The sequence below is a fragment of the Pseudoalteromonas sp. PAB 2.2 genome, assembly GCF_001938575.1.
GTDB lineage: Bacteria > Pseudomonadota > Gammaproteobacteria > Enterobacterales > Alteromonadaceae > Pseudoalteromonas > Pseudoalteromonas lipolytica.
The window spans coordinates 160,043-181,591 of sequence record NZ_LYPI01000008.1; the positions used below are offsets into that span (position 1 = coordinate 160,043).

Here is a 21,549-nt window from a genome sequence, read left to right on the forward strand (position 1 = left end):
TCAAAGCGTGTTCAGCGCATTCCCTGGTCATGTTAATTACGCACAGTCATTTGGTTTTGCAACTAAAGAACAGAACTTTAATGTCACCAACAACACATTGTAAACTGGGTTCAATCTCTAAAGACGGCAAAGCAACAGTGATTGCCCGAGTTGCAGCACAAGCAAAGCTTACGGTGCACTACTAATATCGGACTTTTCAATTCAGTGACCGCTGACAAGCGTATAATAGTATACAGCGCATCCGCTTGGTGACATAGGCAGCAAGTAGCCAGCCTGTTGGTCATTCATAACAGCAGCAAAGCGCGCTCGGCCCGCGGTGGTACATCGCAGGAGCTGGGGCATTTTATCGACAACAAATGATATGTCTGATTTTACTTTATTTAGCTCTTCGAGAAAGCAAAATACTCTTTAAACAGTCTTGATAAGAAATGTTCGCGCCTTGAATAAATGAAACAGCGGGTTATCAGTGTTTTTATGGCAATGCTAGGGCACTTTATGTTTTAGGCCACTTAATAAGGTAGGGCACTTAATGAAGTGGTCGCGGGAAATAAGCGTATATTGCATGTGGCACACACATTGTAAAATTTATACACAGTCCGTACTAATTATGCAGCTTTAAGATTTAAAAAATTAATCTCATTAAAAATCAGTGGGTTAAATTGGTTGGCTTTTTGCAAGGTTAAAAGAATTCGTCTTATTTTAACAAAAGGAATTAACAATGCCTGAATTAACCTTGTCTGCTTATTTTGCTGTCTATGTTTACTTAATCATGCTTATTGTTCAATGGGGTGTGGCTGCGGTTGTTAAGGCAAAACAACCCGGTGCCGTACCTGGTAAGTTTAACGCATCTTTGGGTCATGAAAGCTTTGTATTTCGTGCGCATCGCACGTTTATGAATAGTTTAGAAAATAGCCCGTTGTTTTTAGGTGCGGTATTTTTAGGTTTTTTTCTAAATGTGAATAGTAATGTATTCGCTCTGTGTATCTGGGTGTATGTGATAGCAAGGATTATTCACATGCTGCTGTATTACGCTATTGCAACAGAAAAGAACCCAAGCCCGCGCAGCTATTTCTTTTTGATTGCAGCGATTGCCAATATAGCCCTCGTGGTATTAATAGGGTTACGTTTAGTGTAGTGGTCATCATTTTTTAAGCCTAATGTGCTTTGTTTTTAAACCACATTAGCGAAAAAAAAGAGGCATTGAATGAATTATCAATGCCTCTGCGATTAAGCGTTTAAATACGCGATTTACTACTCAACACCTATAAAACCACCGGTTTGATGAGACCATAAGGCAGCATAAATACCGCCTTGCGCTATTAATTGTTCATGGCTGCCTTGTTCAACAACACCGCCTTCATCCAGCACGATGAGTCTGTCCATTTGCGCAATGGTTGATAAGCGATGGGCAATTGCGATGACCGTTTTACCCGTCATTAAATCATCAAGGCTGGTCTGTATAGCGGCTTCGACCTCGGAGTCAAGCGCACTGGTTGCTTCGTCTAAAATGAGAATAGGTGCATCTTTGAGTAGTACGCGTGCAATGGCGATTCGCTGGCGCTGTCCCCCAGATAGTTTGACACCTCGTTCACCCACTTGAGCAGCAAACCCTTTATTGCCTTTGCTGTCTTCTAAATCTTCGATAAACTCAAGCGCTTTTGCTTGTTTTGCTGCGGCTAACATTTCATCTTCTGTTGCATCAGGTCTACCATATAAGATGTTATCTTTTACAGAGCGATGCAGTAGTGATGTGTCTTGCGTCACCATTGCGATGTGTTTACGTAAGCTCTCTTGGCTTACCGTAGCAATATTTTGGTTATCAATGGTGATATTTCCGGAATCAACATCGTAAAAGCGAAGAAGCAAATTAACCAACGTTGATTTACCGGCACCTGAGCGGCCAACTAGGCCAATTTTCTCACCTGCTTTAATGTTTAAATTTAAACCATTAATAACGGGGCCACGGTGCGTTTCATTTGCTGCTTTACCATAATTAAACTGCACGTTTTCAAAGCTGATTGCACCTTTCGATACTGCAAGCGTTGACGCGTTGGGTTGATCGTCAACCTCGATAGGCGCCGATAAAGTCTTCATACCATCGGCAACCGTGCCAATGTTTTCAAATAGGCTGCTAATTTCCCACATGATCCACTGTGCCATCCCGTTTAATCGCAATGAAAGACTGACAGCAATAGCGATTGCACCAACAGAAATAGCGCTAATCGACCACAGGTATAAAGATAAGGCAGCAATACTAAAGACCAGTAAATAATTTAAGGTATTGATCGAAAAGTTAAGGCTCGTCACTAAACGCATTTGCTTATAAACAGGTTGTAAAAACACATCCATGCTGTCTTTGGCGTATTGCTCTTCTCGCTGAGTATAAGAGAACAATTTGATTGTTGAAATGTTGGTGTAACTATCGACTACACGGCCTGTCATTTCTGAGCGTGCATCAGCTTGAGAGCTGGCAACACGCTTTAGCTTAGGAACAAAGTACAGTTGAATGGCGGCATATAATAGTAACCAAACTAATAGTGGGATCATTAAACGCCAGTCAGATTCTGCGACTAAAAATACCATCGCGCCAAAATACACCACAATGTACATCAAAACATCGAGCAGCTTCATCACGGCCTCGCGAACTGCAAGAGAGGTTTGCATTACTTTAGTCGCAATGCGGCCCGCAAACTCATTTTGATAAAAACTGATACTTTGCCGAAGTAAGTAGCGGTGAGCTAACCAACGTATAGACATTGGGTAGTTACCTAGGAGTGCTTGGTGTAAAACCGCAGAGTGAAAAAACACCACAATAGGCAACACAACAAGCAGTATCACAGCCATTCTGATCAACTCAGATTTTTGCTCAACAAATAAAGTCTCTGGTGTGTATTGGCCTAGCCAGTCAACTAACTGACCCATGTAACTAAAAAGAGAAACCTCTAAAATAGCTAATGCAGCTGCACTTAATGACATAAAGAATAATGACAGCTCCATGCCTCGCGTATAATGGCGGCAAAAAGCAAACAAACTATTGGGCGGCTGAGAAGGCTTTTCTTTAGGAAATGGATTGGTCATCCGTTCAAATATACGATACATAAGCGACGCTTTTATAAAATTAAGTAGTGGTACTATATCATTGAGCTGGCTTTTTAGCAGAGCATTTACGATAAAAATAACGTTTAAAATACAACATTTATTCATGTATTTACATGTATTTAAATTAATGAAAACATAGCAGGAAAAAGGACGCCATCATGAAAAAATTACTCTGTGCATTGTCGCTATTAGTGTGTTTGCCTGTCAGTGCGTATCAGCTCGAAACCGTTACGTTTAAAGGTCAAAAAACAGCGATTGAAAAGCCGCTGACTGTCATTCTACCGCAGGGTTACAATTCGTCTGTACGTTATAACGTGGTGTACGTATTGCACGGCTTTAGCGGAAACCATACCGATTGGTCAAACCTGACAGAGATAGAAAGATTAGCAGATCACTATAACGTCATTATCGTCAATCCGGATGGTAACTATGGTTCGTGGTATGTTGATTCTGAAGTTGATAACGCATCTCAATACGAAACATACATTGCAGATGATGTCGTTAATTTTATTGATAATACATATGCAACGAATGCCAGTAAATCAGGCAGAGCAATAACAGGCTTGTCGATGGGAGGCTTTGGTGCATTACATATTGCAATTAATAACCCTGAACGGTTTGCTGCGGTATCGGGTATCTCAGCTGGGGTTGATGTAAGGCCGTTTTCGGCAGAATTTGACTTAGCAAATGTGCTGGGCAGTTATGCACAAAATAAAGCCCGCTGGGATGATATTGCCATTATAAACAACCTTCATAAAATAGCTGGGGGCAATACGGCTTGGAAAAAAGGCGATGACAGTTTAGCGATTATGCTCGATATAGGGGTTGATGACTTTTTTATTGAACAGAATCGTGCATTACACCACGCTATGCTCACAATGCGAATCCGCCATGACTATATTGAGCGTGCTGGGAAACATGACTGGCATTATTGGCGTCGAGTGATCCCTTATCAGTTTTTATTCTTAACATCTCATATGGAGTAATAACATGTTACAACGCGCACTGGTCGTTTTAGCTGCTGCTTTTTTTATTTTTATCGGCTGGGTAATTTACCTCGCTAATACGGGTCAAAAAGCGGTGTTTTTTGATCTCGTTGCTGCCATTCCTTACGGTGATAAAGTAGGCCATTTTTGTCTGTTCGGGTTACTTACTTTGTTTATTAATCTTGCCTTTAAATTTAAAACGTTTGTTGTGGCCGGGTATACTATCTATTATGCCGCAGCAATCGTGGCAACGTTCGTGGTGTTAGAGGAGTTGAGTCAATACTTTGTTGAAACTCGGACGTTAGATTTTATTGATTTAGTCGCTGATTTCATGGGCATTGCTTTTTTTAGTGGTATTTCTGTTTGGTTATCTAAGCGCTTATACCCGATCAAAAATTAATTTTTAGTGGTTTAGTGACTCGCTTTGTTTCGGCTATACTCAGAATATGGGTTGCTTAGAAGTCGCTTATGAATACAAAAACATCTGAATATTTACCTGATATTGTTGAGCTTTTACTAGACGCTGTGTGTGTTGTAGATGTTAAAGGTTGCTTACTTTTTACAAATCCTGCCTTCGAAACTATTTTTGGTTATTCACCTGGCGAAGCAATTAATAGACAAATGCTCGATTTTGTTTACCCCGAAGACAGAGCAAAAACCATACATGCAATTAACCAAATAATGAACAACAATCAGCACCCACGGTTTGAAAATCGCTGGGTAAGAAAAGATGGCCGGATCGTGCATGTTTTGTGGTCTGTGTATTGGTCACAAGAGAAGCAAGTAAGAGTCGCCATTGCGTTTGACATAACAGAGCAAAAAAAACTCGAACAAAAGCTTATCTATTTAGCAGGGCATGACCCGCTCACTGACTTACCAAATCGAAGCTTTTTAATAAACCAACTTGAAGAATCACTGTCAATCGCTAATACGCTTTCGTCGGTGCTTGGGGTGTTGTTTATTGATATAGATGGATTTAAGCAAGTTAATGATATTCATGGTCATGCAGCAGGTGATAAATTATTAAAAACCATCGCGATGCGAATTCGTCATGTGCTTAAAAAAAATGACAGTGTAGGTCGCTTAGGGGGTGATGAGTTCGTTGTCATTTTAAACAGTATAAAGAACAAGCAAGACATTCTCATGTTGGTCGACACGTTAAAGAAAGAGATAGTAAAGCCACTTGAATTTAACGATGCCGAGCTTGCTTACTCCCCTAGTATGGGGGCCGTAATGTTTCCTGAATATTATGGTGATGCAGAGTATTTGATTCAATGTGCTGATAAAGCCATGTACCGTGCCAAGCATTCGGGGGGGAATCAAGTTGTGTTTTATAACGATGATATAAAGTTACCCGGCGCTCAAAACACAGGGTAACTTTAGAGTGAACACTACGTTATTTACAGTAAGTATTTAGCGCGCAAAATTTGAATATCTTCATCGCTTACGTCTAATTCAGTTTTAATATAATTAAGTACGCTACCATGCTGCTTTTCCATGCTTTGAATTGCAGACTCAAGTAAAGGTTGAGTTACTCCTTTAAGTGGCATCGCCACATCTTTTGGTAGACGGGCAAAAAACTGCATCATTGCTGCATATTTGGGATCCATTTTACCGGTGTCTTTTGCAAGCATATTTTCAAAGTCGAGATAGTCGTTTGATGCTAGGTAGTCGTTCATAATTGTCTGTTGATCGACTCCTAACACGGTCAAAATCAGTGCTGCACTGATCCCAGTTCGGTCTTTTCCTGCAGTACAATGAAACAATAAACCACCGTCTTTATTGACTAAACGGTCGAACATTTGCGTGTAGTTCTGTTTTTGATCTTCAACAATACGTGGGTACATTTGTACCATGATATTTTCAAGCTTTTCACGACTTAAGTTAGGGTCGCGAAGTACTTTGCCTATTTGCCCCATATCAAAGTCCATTTCGTAGTCACGGTCAATGATTTCTACTTTATCAGCAGCCCACACTGTTACTTCTGAATCACGTTCTGAATTAGCACGAAAATCAACTAGAGTATCGATATTTAAGCTATTGATAAGCGCATAATCATTGTTTGTTAGACCTGCTAAAACCCCAGAACGATAAATTTTACCCCATTTTACAGTGCGACCATCTTGTGTTTTATAGCCGCCTAAGTCGCGGAAGTTACGGCCGCCTTCAAGTGGAATTAGTCGAGTTGTGGTCATAATTGCTTCACCATTTTCTGGTTTTACAAAAAAGTAGTAACGCTGATGCTCATCGCTCGGTAGCCAATCAAATACATTGGTAGAAATATCATCAGCAATTATTGTTGCTTTACTTAAATCTGGCGTCGTTGATACCAGCACATCAACAGGTGCAGGGATATCTTGCTGCCAACTAATTTGATAGTTCTCATTATTAAAATTAGTCTGCGCAGATTCAATAGCGACTTTGGGCTCAGTTGTCGTACACGCAGCAAGCGTTGATGATACTAAAGCAGCAATGGCAATTTTTTTAAACACTGTTTTCATAGTTATTCCTAGGCTATTACTCAGCTCAGAGCTATTAAACTCTGAGCTGTAAAGTTAAAAAGTAGGTTAGAAGTTGATGCGTACACCCGCCATATAACGGCGACCATAGCGTTCAATTTGGTTAGGGGTTGCTTCTGTGCCGATGTAACGTACGTCAATTTCATCGGTAAGGTTGTTGATGTTGGCGTAAAAGCTCACATCTGCGTCATGCACAGGCTCTGCTAATGTATAACTGAGTGATAAGTCTAAACGGGTTTGTGCAGCCCAGTATTCACCCATGCTGTCGTTTTCTGTGGTAGATAACCAGTCATCACGATACTGATAATTTAAACGCGCAGAGAATAGGTCGTTTTCGTAGTAAACGGAGCTGTTGAAAATCATGTCTGATGTGCCCGGTAAACTAAAGCTATTACCTGAAAGCGTGGTAAATTCACTCTCTAATAATGTTAGATTGGCAGAAAAGCCAAAACCATCCCAACTAGGCGAGATAAAGTCACTTGCTTGGCCGATAAAGTTAAGCTCGATACCTTGAAAATGACCTTCGTCACCATTTACAAAACCAGTGTATTTCCATTGTTCACCGGCAAACTCACTGATGTAGTTACCTGCATCTATATAGGTAGTATCCGCATAAATCACATCATCAATGTGTCGGTGAAAAGCACCCACTGCAACAAGACTTGCATCGCCTGCATACCACTCTAATGATATATGAGCGCCATATGAAGACTCAGCGTCTAAGAATGGGTTGCCACCCGATATGGTTTGCTCTGTGGTATCAATCGACGCTGATGCACGCCATTCATTGTAAGTAGGGCGGCTCATACCCGTTGAAAGTGCAGCTCTGAATTTAACGTCATCATGTAAGTCAACGTTTAAATTCACGCTCGGCAATACTTCTGTAAAGGTATCTGAATGTTCACCCTCTGGTCCACTGCTCGTGTAGTCTGTACTTTCAATACGCACACCACTGACCACTGAGCCCCATTTGAATTGGTTGGTAACCATAGCATACGCTGTGGTGATTTTTTCATCGATATTTATTTTGCTGGCGTTATCAGGTGTGACCGTAAGCCCACCTGATGCGCTTTCTAAATCTGCTCGAAGCTGTTTATTGTTGTAGTAAGTGCCGTTAATACTGTTTGTGAAATCAGTATGCCACGCTTTATCAGTAACATAGTCGCTTGGATTAATGCCATTAAGTGATGCCATGCCACCATTTGTGCCATAACCTTGTGCTTCACGCTGGTCATGACCGACCCCCATTTTAAAGGTGTTATTAAGCCCTGCGAAAGCAAAGTCAGTTTCTGCATCTAGTTTAAATTGCAAGCTATCAATCGATAATGAACTGCCGTAAACCAACAACATTTCATAGCCATAGTCTATATCATTAAGTGAAGTGCCTGGTGCAAGCGTGACAAGTGGGTCGTTTATATCTGATACATCATAACTTACAGTTGCAGCGCCATATAAGCTGTATGGCAGGGGTAAAAACACATCGTTTTCTGTTTTAGTGAAGTTTGTACGTGCCTCTAAAAACCAATCACCTAACTGTAAATCAGCGCCTAGGGTATTGGACCATGTCGAGTTTTCATACAAACCATACTCTAATGAGCGACTTACCAATGCAAGGCCGGTACCTGTCTCACCCGAAACTAAGTTGCTGCCTGAAGTTTCTGCACCGCCTGCAAAGTCAAAAACATACTGGTTGCGCTCTTCGTGATCTTGGAACTTGCTGTAAAGAGTACTGAAGAAAAAACGGTTCATTGAATCACTTGGACGATATTCTAATCGGCCACCATAGGCTTCATCTTCACGTTTTACTTTATAACTTCGCATATCAAGTTCGTTAACAAGTAGCTCTCCATCCATGTATTCTAAGTCGAACTCGCGGTTATCCGTGATTTGTTCACGGCTGTTTTGTGATGCGAACAAGCTAATGCCTACATTTTCGTTAGACCATGAAGTACGAACTGAGAACTTACTAATATCACCATCCCCTAATGCTTGATTACCTAAACCTACATCAGTGGCGAGTGAGAAACCTTCGACATCAAAGGGGTTAAAGGTTTCGATATTAATAAAACCAGCAATCGATTCACCAGGCATATCAGGCATAATCGCTTTATTTGCTGATAAACGACTGGTAATAACAGAAGGGAAACTGTCAAAACGGGGAATACGGCCATTCTCAGCGCCAGGAATGGTTATGCCATCAATAGCAATTGTGGTGTAACGAAATGGTGCACCGCGGAAGTTAATATATCGTGCTTGGCCTTGATCCCGTTCAATAGCGAGACCAGGAACGCGCCCTAATGAATCTGCTAAGTTTTGATCAGGAAAACGTCCAATGGTATCAGCTGCTACAATATCAACAAAATTTGAGGCTGATTGCTTTGCCATGATTGCAGCTTTTTGGCTATCTTTGATGTGAGATGCCACAGCGACGACTTCTTCTATTTGGTTATAATCGCTTGTTTGTTCTGCATAGCTATATGACGATGAACAGGCAAGTACAACACACGCTGCTAATCGATTTCGAGTAAATGGTGTCACTTGAATACTCCGGGTTATTTTTTGCTGTTTAAAAAGTTGCCGAAAGAATGGAATAGAAATATTGCAGTTTGGTTAAAAAATAAATGATTCAAAATACAGGGATATCTTTTAAATTTTTGTTTATATAAAACATAGGTTTATTGTTTTTTAGAGATGTCTTTATGATTAATTTACTTAACCGAATAAGGGGACAGGCAAGGTGTGAATTTATGTTTCTTTGATAATAAAAAGTAATCAAATCGCTTTTCATAACTTTGTAATATTAATGCTATAAATTAGTCATTTAAAAGACCCCTTTAAAAATAATAAATGCCCCATAATTCTGTTTTCTACATTTTGAAGCTGCTTATTGTCATTGCGTTTTTTTTGTCTTGCATGGCTTTTTTTACCCATCAGACAATTGAGCCATTGACTTTAAAACAGCAATACACTTATCGCTGTAATGTTAAACAGCCTAGTGGTAAAAAGCGCTTTCATATTTATTTGCCCACTAATTGGCAAGTAGAGGTGTTTGCTGAAAAGTTATGTGGCTCATTGTTAGTTGGCCAACCCTTTGAGACAGTCACAGTATCTTGGCAGCCCAGAGAGATGCTCAATACAGAACAATTACTCAATGACAATTATGCACTTATTTTAAATCGTGATTATGCCTTAAGCGGGTTACTGCCAAATTGGGATGATTTTTATACGGCAATATTAAGTTTACCTAGTTATCAGATTTCATGGTTTTCACATCAACACAACATGCTACTTTCAGCAAATTCATTAAAGAATAAACGAATCGGTTTACTTGAAGACAAACGAAGCGAGTCTGGTTATCTAGCTCCAATGAGTGAGTTAAAACAGCTTGGTCACGGCCTTGATATTGCACAACTTGTTTTTTATCCAAATAGAGAAAGTTTGGTCAATGATTTCATGGCGGAAAAGCTCGATATAATTCCAAGTGTAGGTCATCATGAGCAGCTTCGGCATTGGCCTATATCAAAAACGCTGCCCTTACAACATGTTTCATCGACATTGTCTTGGTATCTCAATAATCAATATACTTATTTAGCTGCGCCGCTGACATCTTATTTACAACAATATCAAACAAGACTTTTAAAAGTTCATACTACGCATCCTTATAGTTTAGATGGGGGGTTAAGATGAGCTACTTAAAAATGCTCGTCTTATTTTTAGTCATTGTTGTTGGGCTTGTTTTCATGTCAGGGCAAAGTGCGAAACAGCAACTATTGATGACACTTGCAGATCAACTCCCTAAGGTAGTTAACCCATCACTCAATAATGCTATTGATGAAAGCCATGAACTTTTGTGAATGAGCCATTCGTTAGCACAAGACATGAATGAAATTACCTTTGTATCTCAATTACCGATAAATTTAGTCGAGTCATTGACTGTGACTAAATTAAACCTCAGTAAAATAGAGCTTTTAGGCAGTAATACGCTCAACTGGCAATTTGGTAATCATAGGCTTTATGCAAGCATTGCTAGCTCAATTAAATTTCGTTACTGGCTGGTGGTCATTTGCGCTAGTATATTAACTGCGCTTGGGGTATTAATTGATTATCTGTTGAGTCTTTTTGTAAAGCATAAAATTAATGCCAACAACATAGCGGCGTATGATGAAACAAGGTCTGCCGCGATTGAAGAAATAAAGGCGATTACAGAACCAAGTTGGCTTGACGATTTAAAACATCAAGGTTTAATTAATGAATTAACTGCCCAGCAAGCGTTACAATTAGAATCATTACCAGCACAGCAACGGTGCTGGCTAAGTATTGCGTTAAAGCAGGGGTTAACGATGTCTAACGCATTGCAAGCGGCAGAGGCTGACGATGAGTTGTGCTTTGACTTAGTTAATCAACAAGTGATTATCCATGGTGTACCTATCAGAATTTCCAAAACCCCTTTACTTTATTATTTTTGGTATGCGAAAAGAAAGTTTGAGGGTGAGCCTGCTTATTTGAATCCACCACAAGCTAAACCCGATCAAAAAAGTGGTCAGGTATTAGCCAAGTTAATGTTGCAATATAGTGGTCATCAAAAAGCAATTCGTGATCTTGATGGTGGCTTAAAGAGCAAAACTTTGGATCAGAACCGTAATAAGATTAAAACAGAGCTACAACGTGTACTTGATGATTTAGCATGTGACTACTTGTTTGACTGCGAACGGGATGAACGAACAGCTCGATACCGTTATAGCTTGAAGCTGTCAGCCTCTCAATTAAAGTTCGTCTCATAGTTTTAACCTAATAATCTGTCTTCTAACTCATTACTATTGCTTGAAGCGAAATATTAGTTAGCCTTGAATGATTCATTGAAGGAGTGACACTATGTTAAAGCGAAAAACAATAACAACGAGCAGTGTTTTGTTTGGCTCATCATTACTATTAGCAACGGCTGCACACGCCACAACGCCTGAAGTTAATAACCAACGAGCGTTGCATGAAATAGCCAGTGCAGTTTCAAAGACCCGTATAGAGCAAGATATTCAAACCTTGGTTGATTTTGGTACGCGACATACTTTATCAGAGACTAAATCAAATACTCGTGGTATTGGGGCTGCAAGACGCTGGATAAAAGCGGAGTTTGAAGCAATTTCAAAAGCGTGTGGCCAGTGCCTTGAAATCATTGAGGTCAAAGACACTATTTCTGGAGAAAAACGTATTCCAACCCCTGTTGAAGTGGTAAATATAATTGCCATTCAGCGAGGACAGGTTGACCCTAATCGGATGGTTATGATGTCGGGTGATATCGATTCTCGTGTCAGTGATGTGATGGACTACACCTCAGATGCACCGGGTGCGAACGATAATGCCTCAGGTGTAGCGGGTGTGATTGAGTCTGCGCGAGTGTTGTCACAATACACATTTAATGGCTCGATTGTTTATGCCGCACTATCAGGTGAAGAGCAAGGATTGTTTGGTGGTAAAATATTAGCGAAATACGCGCAAGATAATAACTGGCGAGTACATGCTGTCTTAAATAACGATATGATCGGTAATTCTACCGGTATTAATGGTGTAACAGATAACACCACCGCACGTATTTTCTCTGAAGGCACACGGGTTATTGAAACCAAAGAACAAGCCCATAAGCGTCGGTTTACCGGGGGAGAAGTCGATTCCGCGAGCCGCAACCTCGCACGCTACATCGATACAATCGCAGACAAATACATAGAAAATCTTGATACCATGTTGGTGTATCGATTAGACAGGTTTGGGCGTGGAGGGCATCACCGCCCATTCAACGATGTTGGCTTTGCTGCTGTTCGTATAATGGAAACCAACGAAAATTATAATCAACAACATCAAGACTTGCGCACCGAAGATGGCATTACATATGGTGATACAATTGATCATGTTGATTTTGCATATGCTGCAAAGTTAACGTCATTAAATGCAGTGAGTCTTGCGTCAATGGCATGGGCGCCAGCACCACCAACGGGAGTCAGTATTTCAGGGGCCGTTAAACCAAGCACCACCTTATCGTGGCACCACAGTGATGATCCTACAATTACAGGCTATAAAATTTACTGGCGTTATACCAGTGAACCTCAGTGGCAATTTAGTCGTGATGTTGGCAAAGTGACAACAGCGACGTTAAAAAATGTGGTGATTGATAACTACTATTTTGGTGTTGCAGCAGTAAATAAAGACGGTATTGAATCACCCGTTGTTTTTCCGGGAGATGTGGGTGCATTCGAATGGGCGAATAATGAGCCCTAAAACCTAATAACACGTCTTTATTATAAAGTGATCGATTTGTCTCATCAGTGAGTTTAAAACTAGTGAGACATTTCAATAGCTTGAAAAAGGAGCTGACATGCAATATCTAGAAAATATGCTGCAAACTGTAAAGGATTCTAACCCACACGAACAGGAATTCCATCAAGCCGTTGAAGAAGTGCTTACCTCATTAACCCCAATTCTTAAAGAAAATGACGTGTATCAACATAATGCGATTGTTGAGCGTTTAGTTGAGCCTGAAAGACAGATAATGTTTCGCGTGCCTTGGTTAGACGATAAAGGAAACGTGCAAGTTAATCGGGGATTTAGAATCGAATTTAGCTCTTCTCTTGGTCCTTACAAAGGGGGATTACGGTTTCATCCGAGTGTTAATTTAAGCGTGGTCAAATTTTTAGGCTTTGAGCAAGTTTTAAAAAATGCGTTAACAGGGCTTCCTTTAGGCGGTGCAAAAGGAGGGGCTGACTTTGATCCAAAAGGAAAGAGTGATCATGAAATTATGCGTTTTTGTCACTCTTTTATGACAGAGTTGTACCGACATATTGGTGCACAAACCGATGTGCCTGCAGGTGATATTGGTGTTGGGGAGCGAGAAATTGGCTATCTATTTGGTCAGTACAAGCGGATTTCAAACCAATATAATGGGGTACTTACAGGTAAGCCCACTCTGTTAGGGGGCTCTTCATTAAGAGTCGAAGCAACGGGTTATGGTATCGCCTATTTTCTTAGTGCCATGCTTGATGCTAAAAATGATTCACTAAAAGGTAAACGTTGCTTGGTGTCAGGGGCTGGAAATGTTGCGCTGTATTTAATGGAAAAACTGTCACAATTCGATGCGATTATTTTGACCTGCAGTGACTCAAAAGGCACCTTATATTGTGAAGATGGCCTTGATGTTGAATTAATAAAACACTTAAAAAAAGAGCAGGGCGCTGCGCTGCGTTATTACTTGAACGAGCACCCACAAGCAGAGTATATCCCTGTGAGTCAGTATCCAAAAGATGGTCACCAAGTTTGGCACTTTAACGGCGATATCGCATTACCGTGCGCCACACAAAATGAAATAACTAAAAAAGACGCCCAAGCGCTTGTCGATAATGGCTGTAAAATTGTCTGTGAAGGTGCAAACATGCCAACGACCGCTGAGGCACACGCTATATTTCAAGAACACGATGTATATTTAGGTCCAAGCAAGGCTGCTAATGCTGGTGGGGTTGCAACGAGTCAATTTGAAATGGCGCAAAATGCAAGCTTGCAAACATGGCGGCCACAGCAGGTTGACGAAAAACTGCAACAAGTAATGAAAAACATTTTTGATAGGGTATCAGCAACGGCAAAGCGTTATTCAAGTGAAGACAACCTGTCGCTCGGTGCAAACATTGCGGGGTTTGAGCGGGTTGCTCAGGCGATGCTTAAGCAAGGCGTTGTTTAACTCGCAGAACACTTATTAATGTTAAGAATGCGCTGCTAATGAAAATAGCTAGCCACTTTTTTGCTACTAGACTATGTTTAACATGCTTATTAAAGGAGTTAACTTATGTCTTATGCCGACGGTTTTGTAGCTGCTGTACCCACAGTAAACAAAGAAAAATACCTTGCACATGCTGAATTTGCAGCCGAAATATTCAAAGAATACGGTGCGTTAAAGGTGGTCGAAACCTGGGGGAGTGATGTACCCGAGGGTGAAGTCACTTCATTTCCCATGGCTGTAAAAGCGGATGAGAATGAAACGGTGGTGTTTTCATGGGTCATCTGGCCTTCAAAAGCTGTTCGCGATAGCGGCTGGCAGAAACTAATGGAGGATTCACGTATGAGCCCTGAAAACAACCCCATGCCATTTGATGGTAAACGTATGATTTATGGTGGTTTCGATATTATATTAGACAAATAAGAAGCGTGTATGTGGGCGTGTTTAAGCCCATTGAGTTTTTCTGTCTGATTGCCTATTTATGTAAAGCTCAGCCTTGCTGAGCTTTACTGCATCTAAACTACGAAAATGCCTTTTCGTTGAGTAGTTCTTGCATCTGTTCACGCATTTTGAATTTTTGCAATTTGCCTGTAACTGTCATCGGGTATTCGTCGACAAAGCGAATGTGCTTTGGCACTTTAAAATAAGCCAGCTTGTCTTTTAAAAAATCACGAATGGCATCTTCATCAAGTACGGCATCCTCTTTTGGTTGGATCCACGCACACACTTCTTCACCATATTTTTCATCACTGATGCCAAAAATCGCTGCATCCTGAATACCTGGGTAGGTGTATAGTACTTCCTCTATTTCACGAGGGTAAATGTTTTCGCCGCCGCGAATGATCATATCTTTAATACGACCAACAATCGCTACAAAACCGTGTTCGTCCATCACACCTAAATCGCCAGAATGTAACCAGCCGTGTTCATCGATAGTGGCATTGGTTTTTTCTTCATCGTTCCAGTAACAACGCATAATACCCGCACCTCGGCTACATACTTCACCGGGCACACCAATTTTTTGGATATCGCCAAGTTCATCAATAATTTTCACCTCGGTATGGGCAAGTGCTCGTCCTACTGTTGTCACTTGTTTTTCCAGTGGTGAATCGGTTTCGGTTACATTGTTAATCGGGCTGCATTCAGTTTGTCCATAACCAATAACCACCTCTTTCATGTGCATTAATGTTTGTACTTTGCGCATGACTTCCTCTGGGCATGTGGAGCCAGCCATAACACCTGTACGCAGGCTTGATAAGTCATAATCAGCAAAGTTTTTTAGTTCAAGTTCGGCAATAAACATAGTGGGTACGCCATGAAGTGCTGTACAGCGTTCTTTTTCAACAACATCTAACGTTGTTTTAGGATCAAAGGAATCACCCGGAAAAACGGCAGTAGCCCCTTTACTAATACACACTAAATTGCCCAGTACCATGCCAAAACAATGATATAACGGAACTGGAATGCATAATTTATCAAGATGGGTTAGTTTCATGGCTTGTGCCATTAAGAAACCATTATTGAGAATGTTTTTATGCGATAACGTTGCGCCTTTAGGGTTTCCTGTCGTACCCGAGGTAAATTGAATATTGATATCTTGATCAGCTTTTAATGTTGCACTAATCGCATCAAGCTCAAGTTTATGTGCATCGGTCGCACGTTGCATTATGTCGCTAAAACAATACATTCCCGCTGTAGGACGTTCGCCAATGCGAATGATATTTTTCAAATGGGGAAGTGCTTTAAGATCTAAATTGCCTGCATTTGCATTTTTTAGTTCAGGTGCAAGTTCATTTAGCATGTCGATATAATTACTCGATTTAAACTCATCAGCGGTGATGAGTGTTGAGCATTCGACACTGTTTAATGCGTATTTTAGCTCGCTTGGGCGGTAGGCAGGGTTAATACACACCATAATGGCACCTATTTTCGCCGTGGCAAATTGTGTTAAACACCATTCAATGTTATTGGGTGACCAAATACCCACACGATCACCGGGTTTAACGCCAATTGACAGCAAGCCCATCGCAAGTTGGTTAATCTGTTGCTGGTATTCTTTATACGTAAGGCGGATATTTTGATGATTAACAACAATCGCGGGGTGCTCTGGGTAATTGTCGACAATACCGTCTAGGTACTGACCAATGGTTTGCTCTATGAGAGGAATGTCAGTGCGACCTTTAAAATAGCTTTGTGTTAATGGGAGACTGTTATTATGTATGTTCTTTGCTTGCATTGTTTTCTCCGTGTCCTATTAAAATGTTGTCATGGACTTGATGCGAAAATAACAAAAATGAATACACTGCGTGTTCATTTAGTGTCAGCTTACAGTTTTAACTAAGCATAGATTGTCGACAAATAAAAGTCTTATAAGACTAATGTACAGTGATTGCAGCTAAATTAAGAGAAAAGAATGGTTTTTGGCAGGCATAAAAAAACGTGCCGTAGCACGTTCTTTTTAAACAAGATAAATTACGCTTGATCTTGTTTATAGGTTTTTCGCATTAAGTACACATAGGCACTGATAAACGCGTTTTCTTGAAACTTTTTCAGTCCAGTGTCTTCAAATTCGATAGGCAGTGGATTGCGTTTAAGCTGCTCTTTAATTGTTGTTGCGCTGAAAATCTGCACATCTAACTCTTCAATAAGTTGAATGGCTGTTTCCATTTTAAAACCTTTAGCACTGCCTGCAAATTTACCTTTAGGTTGACGCTCTTTAATTGCAACAGAATCAATTTGGTAATCTTGCATCAGTTTTCTAAAATCAAACTGAAATTTGCGCATAACTTCTGTGTCATTACCATCGCCTAACGTGAAGCGAGTTTGTCTTACATCACGGATATCAAACACGTCGTTATCTTTCGTTAAAATACACAGTAGTACATCACTACCTGTAATTTCTACACCGCATGTTCTCATAGTTAATCTCTAAATAACTTAATTTGCGCAATTATAGCAAGTAACGTCCTGAAAAACAGTTGCTTTAAAAATGAATTTTAATTGCAATCGAACTATGGTCACTTACTGTAATATCTTCTACTGCTTGGTGGGGGTTTAAATGCTCATCATAGCTTTCGTATTCCAGCTTTGAGACCTTTGATAGTGCGCATTGTGGATTAAAATGCGCAGAGACCAAAATATAATCGAGCACATTCCCCTTGCCGTGGTAATAGTGACTAAACGGCTTTGTGTTGTTCTCACTAGCAGCGCAAAATAGGTAGGCGTCTGTTAAGCCGACGACGGGTTCATTATTTGCTATACAGGGCTCGCAACGAGTCGGGTGAAAGCCTTGTGTCATAAATGATAATGTGGGGCTTGTCAGCACGTCGTTAAAATCGCCCATCACCAAGGTGGCACATTGTTTTTCACGCTGTGTTTTTAACGCATCGTAATAAACAATAGACGCTTCTAATGAGCGTGATATTTGCGATTGCATTGCGCCAACTGTTTGGTGCAGCAACTGCAATAAGGGATCTTCAAGGTTATGTATGTTGAGTATGTGCGCCATAGATTGCACACGTTGTGATTTAAAATGCACAACATAACAGCACACCTCACCAAATTCAGGAAAGTCCAAGAAACACTTTATAGGCGTGCGATTAAACTTAAAATCACTTTGGTTGTTGAGGTATTCAAGCAATTCTGGGCAGGGAGTCAAAGGTTCGACAAAAGTGAAAGGGTATTTACTGGCGATAGCAACAATAGGATTAAACAGCACTTGAGGGTACAGCGCATCGTGCGAAGGGGAGTCGACGGTTTCAAAATAATCATAACCGGCTTCTTTACACTGTATTTCTAATGCGTGAGCACTAAAAACCTCTTGAAACGCGACCACATCGGCTTTCGAATCAAACAGAAAATCACGCACAAACTGCTGCTTTTGCTGCCACTGCGTGTTGTTATAGCGTTCATGCTGTTGGTAAAACGAATAAGGGGGAGCGGTGTAGTTAAGTAAATTCAAACTAGCAAACTTGAGCGTATGCGTGTGTGGCATCGTGATCACCGTTAAAGTACTGACCTGTTAAGTATGAAATGACTTAAGTAATTGTCAATTTACTGACCTAAATACTTGTATTTGAGGACTCTAGCGGCGACAATGGGCGCTTGTATTTGCGAAGACTCAGTAAATACACGTCTTTTAGGCACCAAATGGCAATGCTTATTCGTAAAAGCGTTGCAGAGTTACTCAAAATTTATTTAAAAAATTACATGTGATGCATTGTAGGCATCACCACTGTATAAGGATTTATAATGCCAGTTATTACCCTTCCTGACGGCAGTCAGCGTAGTTTTGAAAACCCAGTAAGTACATATGATGTTGCCAGCGATATTGGCCCAGGTTTAGCGAAAGCAACCATAGCCGGTCGTGTAAATGGTAATCGTGTTGATGCATGTGACTTAATTACCGACGATGCGCGCTTAGAAATTATTACTGCCAAGGATGACGACGGTTTAGAAATCATCCGTCACTCTTGTGCGCACCTTATTGGTCACGCAGTTAAGCAACTTTTCCCTGACGCGAAAATGGCAATTGGTCCAACGATCGACAATGGTTTTTACTACGATATCGATATGGATCACTCATTAAGTCAAGACGATTTAGACGCCATCGAAAAGCGCATGCTTGAACTTGCAAAAACAAACTACGATGTGGTTAAAAAGACCGTAAGCTGGCAAGAAGCGCGTGATACATTCGAAGCACGTGGTGAAACATACAAAATGGAAATCTTAGACGAGAATATCGCAAAAGATGACCGCCCTGGTTTATACCACCACGAAGAATACATTGACATGTGTCGTGGCCCACACGTACCAAATATGAAATTCTGCCAACATTTTAAAATAATGAAAGTGGCGGGTGCTTATTGGCGCGGTGATTCTGAAAACAAAATGCTGCAACGTATTTACGGCACAGCATGGGCAGATAAAAAGCAACTTAAAGCGTATCTAAAACGTTTAGAAGAAGCTGAAAAACGTGACCACCGTCGCATTGGTAAAGCACTTGATTTATGGCATTGGCAAGAAGAAGCGCCGGGTATGGTGTTTTGGCATAATGACGGCTGGAGCATTTACCGTGAGCTTGAAGACTTCGTTCGTGAAAAACTACGTGAGTACGATTACGAAGAAGTGAAAGGCCCATTAATGATGGACCGAGTTTTGTGGGAAAAATCAGGGCACTGGGATAAATACGCAGATGCCATGTTCACCACAGAATCTGAAAAGCGTGAATATGCTATTAAACCAATGAACTGTCCTGGTCATGTGCAAATTTTCAACCAAGGTCTAAAATCATACCGTGACTTACCATTGCGTATGGCTGAGTTTGGTTGTTGTCATCGTAATGAGCCATCAGGTGCATTACATGGCTTAATGCGTGTTCGTGGTTTTACACAAGATGATGCACATATATTCTGTACTGAAGACCAAATTATGGATGAAGTATCAGCGTGTATCAAAATGGTTTACGACACGTATGAAACGTTCGGTTTTGAAAAGATCGTTGTAAAACTGTCTACTCGCCCAGAAAAACGTATCGGTGAAGACGAAATGTGGGACAAAGCAGAGCTTGCGTTAGCAGAAGCTCTGAAAGTAAACGACATTGAGTTTGATTACTTACCGGGTGAAGGGGCGTTTTACGGTCCGAAAATTGAATTTACATTATATGATTGTTTAGACCGTGCATGGCAATGTGGTACAGTGCAATTAGATTTTGCATTACCAGGTCGTTTAGGTGCGACATACGTTGCAGAAAATAACGAACGTCGTACACCAGTTATGATACACCGTGCTATATTAGGTTCGATTGAGCGTTTCATTGGTATTTTAACCGAAGAATACGCCGGATTGTTCCCGACATGGCTTGCACCTAAGCAAGTGGTGATCATGAATATCACGGATAAACAAGCTGACTATGTGCAAGAAATTGTACAAAAATTAAATAAACTTGGAATTAGAGCCGCTGCTGACTTGAGAAATGAGAAGATTGGCTTTAAAATCCGTGAACATACGTTAAAACGTATTCCTTACTTACTTGTTGTAGGCGACAAAGAAGTTGAACAACAAGAAGTGGCAGTACGCACTCGCACAGGTGAAGACCTAGGCAAATTTAATGTTGATGATTTCATTGCAAAAATTAGCGACGAAATAAAAAATCGACAATAAATCATGAGCGTGTAGGGCATAACAAACAGCCAACTACACGCTTTTTATTTTATATTCTTGGAGGATCGTACCATTAGAGGCGGCAAGAAAGGGCAACAAACAGCTCAAAAAAATCGTATCAACGAAGATATTACAGCTAAAGAAGTTCGTTTAATTGACATTGACGGCGAGCAAGCTGGCATCGTGTCATTAAAAGAGGCGCAAGCTATGGCTGATGATGCGGGTGTAGATCTTGTAGAAATCAGTCCTAATGCTGAGCCACCTGTTTGTAAGGTTATGGACTACGGTAAGTTCATCTTTGAGAAAAGCAAAGAACTAAAAGAACAAAAGAAAAAGCAAAAGCAAATCCAGGTGAAAGAAATCAAATTCCGTCCAGGCACGGATGAAGGTGATTACCAGGTTAAGCTTCGCAATTTGCGTAAGTTCTTAGAAGCGGGTGATAAAGCTAAAATTACTATTCGTTTCCGTGGTCGTGAAATGGCTCACCAAGAAATTGGTATTGAATTATTAAATCGTGTTAAAGCTGATTTGGAAGATGTTTCACAAGTTGAATCTTTCCCAAATCGTGTTGAAGGTCGCCAAATGGTTATGATGATGGCACCTATTGCTAAAAAGCAATAAACAAGCGATAATACGCACCGAATTTATCTCAGGTCATCAAGTAACAGCTTGCTGTTCACCTGAAATAACCGGTTTAAGTAAAGTTGCAGTGCATTAGTACTGGGCTTTCACCGGATAATGGCGGTAAGTTAGGCCTTGAAAGAAGAGCTATTTATATCTCTCGCCTGCTTGCCATATTGTTGAGCAATACATTTGGAGTTATTGCAATGGCTTACAAGCTAAAATCACACAGAGGCGCAGCTAAGCGTTTCAAGAAAACTGCTTCTGGCGGTTTCAAGCGTAAACAAGCGCATCTTCGTCACATTCTGACTAAGAAAACTTCTAAGCGTAAATTACACTTACGTCCTAAGATGATGGTTCATAAGAATGACCATGGTCTAGTTTCACGTATGTTACCATTCGCTTAATA

General features: G+C 40.6%; 19 protein-coding genes. 13 read left to right on the forward strand and 6 right to left on the reverse strand.

From position 1 onward, the window contains the following. The first annotated feature begins 718 nt into the window (after positions 1-718). Complete coding sequence (locus tag BWD47_RS04770; RefSeq protein WP_036968147.1) at positions 719-1,135, forward strand: MAPEG family protein; 417 nt, start codon at positions 719-721, stop codon at positions 1,133-1,135. Between the two features lie 116 nt (positions 1,136-1,251). On the opposite strand, the gene BWD47_RS04775 is transcribed toward BWD47_RS04770, so the two are convergent. Next, on the reverse strand, positions 1,252-3,099 hold the full coding sequence (locus BWD47_RS04775; protein WP_075593678.1) for an ABC transporter ATP-binding protein: 1,848 nt from the start codon (positions 3,097-3,099) through the stop codon (positions 1,252-1,254). Between the two features lie 158 nt (positions 3,100-3,257). On the opposite strand from BWD47_RS04775, the gene BWD47_RS04780 reads away from it, so the two are divergent. The 3 genes from BWD47_RS04780 (at position 3,258) to BWD47_RS04790 (ending at position 5,462) form a co-directional block, all read left to right on the forward strand. Next, positions 3,258-4,085, forward strand: a complete 828-nt coding sequence (locus BWD47_RS04780) for an alpha/beta hydrolase family protein (protein ID WP_075593527.1) — start codon at positions 3,258-3,260, stop codon at positions 4,083-4,085. A gap of 4 nt (positions 4,086-4,089) precedes the next feature. Further along, positions 4,090-4,485, forward strand: a complete 396-nt coding sequence (locus BWD47_RS04785) for a VanZ family protein (protein ID WP_036968155.1) — start codon at positions 4,090-4,092, stop codon at positions 4,483-4,485. Positions 4,486-4,553: 68 nt separating this feature from the next. Further along, positions 4,554-5,462 (forward strand): GGDEF domain-containing protein, encoded by a 909-nt coding sequence (locus BWD47_RS04790; RefSeq protein WP_075593528.1) that lies wholly within the window; start codon positions 4,554-4,556, stop codon positions 5,460-5,462. A 23-nt stretch (positions 5,463-5,485) separates the two neighbouring features. Here the strand turns inward: BWD47_RS04790 and BWD47_RS04795 are convergent, their stop codons facing one another. Together BWD47_RS04795 and BWD47_RS04800 are read right to left on the reverse strand one after the other, a co-directional pair. After that, positions 5,486-6,586 (reverse strand): tyrosine-protein phosphatase, encoded by a 1,101-nt coding sequence (locus tag BWD47_RS04795; protein WP_075593529.1) that lies wholly within the window; start codon positions 6,584-6,586, stop codon positions 5,486-5,488. Between the two features lie 66 nt (positions 6,587-6,652). After that, positions 6,653-9,142 (reverse strand): TonB-dependent receptor, encoded by a 2,490-nt coding sequence (locus tag BWD47_RS04800; protein WP_075593530.1) that lies wholly within the window; start codon positions 9,140-9,142, stop codon positions 6,653-6,655. A gap of 375 nt (positions 9,143-9,517) precedes the next feature. On the opposite strand from BWD47_RS04800, the gene BWD47_RS04805 reads away from it, so the two are divergent. The 6 genes from BWD47_RS04805 (at position 9,518) to BWD47_RS04825 (ending at position 14,780) form a co-directional block, all read left to right on the forward strand. Then, positions 9,518-10,291, forward strand: a complete 774-nt coding sequence (locus BWD47_RS04805; protein ID WP_075593531.1) for a hypothetical protein — start codon at positions 9,518-9,520, stop codon at positions 10,289-10,291. Further along, positions 10,288-10,458, forward strand: coding sequence for a hypothetical protein (locus BWD47_RS20095; RefSeq protein ID WP_178387080.1), 171 nt, complete (start codon positions 10,288-10,290; stop codon positions 10,456-10,458). The genes BWD47_RS04805 and BWD47_RS20095 overlap by 4 nt, the downstream gene beginning before the upstream one ends. Then, a complete protein-coding gene (locus BWD47_RS04810) occupies positions 10,459-11,385 on the forward strand; it encodes a hypothetical protein (RefSeq protein ID WP_075593532.1) in 927 nt (308 codons plus the stop codon). Between the two features lie 91 nt (positions 11,386-11,476). Next, positions 11,477-12,871, forward strand: a complete 1,395-nt coding sequence (locus tag BWD47_RS04815; RefSeq protein ID WP_075593533.1) for a M28 family metallopeptidase — start codon at positions 11,477-11,479, stop codon at positions 12,869-12,871. Between the two features lie 97 nt (positions 12,872-12,968). Next, complete coding sequence (gdhA, locus tag BWD47_RS04820) at positions 12,969-14,321, forward strand: NADP-specific glutamate dehydrogenase (protein WP_075593534.1); 1,353 nt, start codon at positions 12,969-12,971, stop codon at positions 14,319-14,321. A 105-nt stretch (positions 14,322-14,426) separates the two neighbouring features. Continuing rightward, positions 14,427-14,780: a DUF1428 domain-containing protein gene (locus BWD47_RS04825; protein ID WP_036968171.1), complete on the forward strand. Its 354-nt coding sequence runs from the start codon at positions 14,427-14,429 to the stop codon at positions 14,778-14,780. Between the two features lie 97 nt (positions 14,781-14,877). Here BWD47_RS04825 and BWD47_RS04830 read toward each other — a convergent pair whose 3' ends face one another. The 3 genes from BWD47_RS04830 to BWD47_RS04840 all read right to left on the reverse strand — a co-directional run bounded on the left by BWD47_RS04830 (position 14,878) and on the right by BWD47_RS04840 (position 18,351). Further along, positions 14,878-16,593 carry an AMP-binding protein gene (locus BWD47_RS04830; protein ID WP_075593535.1) on the reverse strand — a complete coding sequence of 572 codons (1,716 nt, stop codon included), beginning with the start codon at positions 16,591-16,593 and terminating at the stop codon, positions 14,878-14,880. A 236-nt stretch (positions 16,594-16,829) separates the two neighbouring features. Further along, positions 16,830-17,276 (reverse strand): DUF3010 family protein, encoded by a 447-nt coding sequence (locus tag BWD47_RS04835; protein WP_036968178.1) that lies wholly within the window; start codon positions 17,274-17,276, stop codon positions 16,830-16,832. A gap of 64 nt (positions 17,277-17,340) precedes the next feature. Beyond that, positions 17,341-18,351 (reverse strand): endonuclease/exonuclease/phosphatase family protein, encoded by a 1,011-nt coding sequence (locus tag BWD47_RS04840; protein ID WP_075593536.1) that lies wholly within the window; start codon positions 18,349-18,351, stop codon positions 17,341-17,343. 257 nt (positions 18,352-18,608) lie between these two features. On the opposite strand from BWD47_RS04840, the gene thrS reads away from it, so the two are divergent. The 3 genes from thrS (at position 18,609) to rpmI (ending at position 21,547) form a co-directional block, all read left to right on the forward strand. Beyond that, positions 18,609-20,519: a threonine--tRNA ligase gene (gene thrS / locus BWD47_RS04845; protein ID WP_036968184.1), complete on the forward strand. Its 1,911-nt coding sequence runs from the start codon at positions 18,609-18,611 to the stop codon at positions 20,517-20,519. Positions 20,520-20,576: 57 nt separating this feature from the next. After that, positions 20,577-21,140 (forward strand): translation initiation factor IF-3, encoded by a 564-nt coding sequence (gene infC, locus BWD47_RS04850; RefSeq protein WP_074989585.1) that lies wholly within the window; start codon positions 20,577-20,579, stop codon positions 21,138-21,140. 206 nt (positions 21,141-21,346) lie between these two features. Next, positions 21,347-21,547, forward strand: a complete 201-nt coding sequence (gene rpmI, locus BWD47_RS04855) for a 50S ribosomal protein L35 (protein WP_004587840.1) — start codon at positions 21,347-21,349, stop codon at positions 21,545-21,547. The last annotated feature ends 2 nt before the right edge of the window (positions 21,548-21,549 follow it).

What these genes read in the sequence shown, in the direction of transcription:
- BWD47_RS04770 (WP_036968147.1), top strand. Translation starts at nt 719, where the DNA reads ATGCCTGAATTAACCTTGTCTGCTTATTTTGCTGTCTATGTTTACTTA.
- BWD47_RS04775 (WP_075593678.1), bottom strand. Translation starts at nt 3,099, where the DNA reads ATGTATCGTATATTTGAACGGATGACCAATCCATTTCCTAAAGAAAAG.
- BWD47_RS04780 (WP_075593527.1), top strand. Translation starts at nt 3,258, where the DNA reads ATGAAAAAATTACTCTGTGCATTGTCGCTATTAGTGTGTTTGCCTGTC.
- BWD47_RS04785 (WP_036968155.1), top strand. Translation starts at nt 4,090, where the DNA reads ATGTTACAACGCGCACTGGTCGTTTTAGCTGCTGCTTTTTTTATTTTT.
- BWD47_RS04790 (WP_075593528.1), top strand. Translation starts at nt 4,554, where the DNA reads ATGAATACAAAAACATCTGAATATTTACCTGATATTGTTGAGCTTTTA.
- BWD47_RS04795 (WP_075593529.1), bottom strand. Translation starts at nt 6,586, where the DNA reads ATGAAAACAGTGTTTAAAAAAATTGCCATTGCTGCTTTAGTATCATCA.
- BWD47_RS04805 (WP_075593531.1), top strand. Translation starts at nt 9,518, where the DNA reads ATGGCTTTTTTTACCCATCAGACAATTGAGCCATTGACTTTAAAACAG.
- BWD47_RS20095 (WP_178387080.1), top strand. Translation starts at nt 10,288, where the DNA reads ATGAGCTACTTAAAAATGCTCGTCTTATTTTTAGTCATTGTTGTTGGG.
- BWD47_RS04810 (WP_075593532.1), top strand. Translation starts at nt 10,459, where the DNA reads ATGAGCCATTCGTTAGCACAAGACATGAATGAAATTACCTTTGTATCT.
- BWD47_RS04815 (WP_075593533.1), top strand. Translation starts at nt 11,477, where the DNA reads ATGTTAAAGCGAAAAACAATAACAACGAGCAGTGTTTTGTTTGGCTCA.
- gdhA (WP_075593534.1), top strand. Translation starts at nt 12,969, where the DNA reads ATGCAATATCTAGAAAATATGCTGCAAACTGTAAAGGATTCTAACCCA.
- BWD47_RS04825 (WP_036968171.1), top strand. Translation starts at nt 14,427, where the DNA reads ATGTCTTATGCCGACGGTTTTGTAGCTGCTGTACCCACAGTAAACAAA.
- BWD47_RS04830 (WP_075593535.1), bottom strand. Translation starts at nt 16,593, where the DNA reads ATGCAAGCAAAGAACATACATAATAACAGTCTCCCATTAACACAAAGC.
- BWD47_RS04835 (WP_036968178.1), bottom strand. Translation starts at nt 17,276, where the DNA reads ATGAGAACATGCGGTGTAGAAATTACAGGTAGTGATGTACTACTGTGT.
- BWD47_RS04840 (WP_075593536.1), bottom strand. Translation starts at nt 18,351, where the DNA reads ATGCCACACACGCATACGCTCAAGTTTGCTAGTTTGAATTTACTTAAC.
- thrS (WP_036968184.1), top strand. Translation starts at nt 18,609, where the DNA reads ATGCCAGTTATTACCCTTCCTGACGGCAGTCAGCGTAGTTTTGAAAAC.
- rpmI (WP_004587840.1), top strand. Translation starts at nt 21,347, where the DNA reads ATGGCTTACAAGCTAAAATCACACAGAGGCGCAGCTAAGCGTTTCAAG.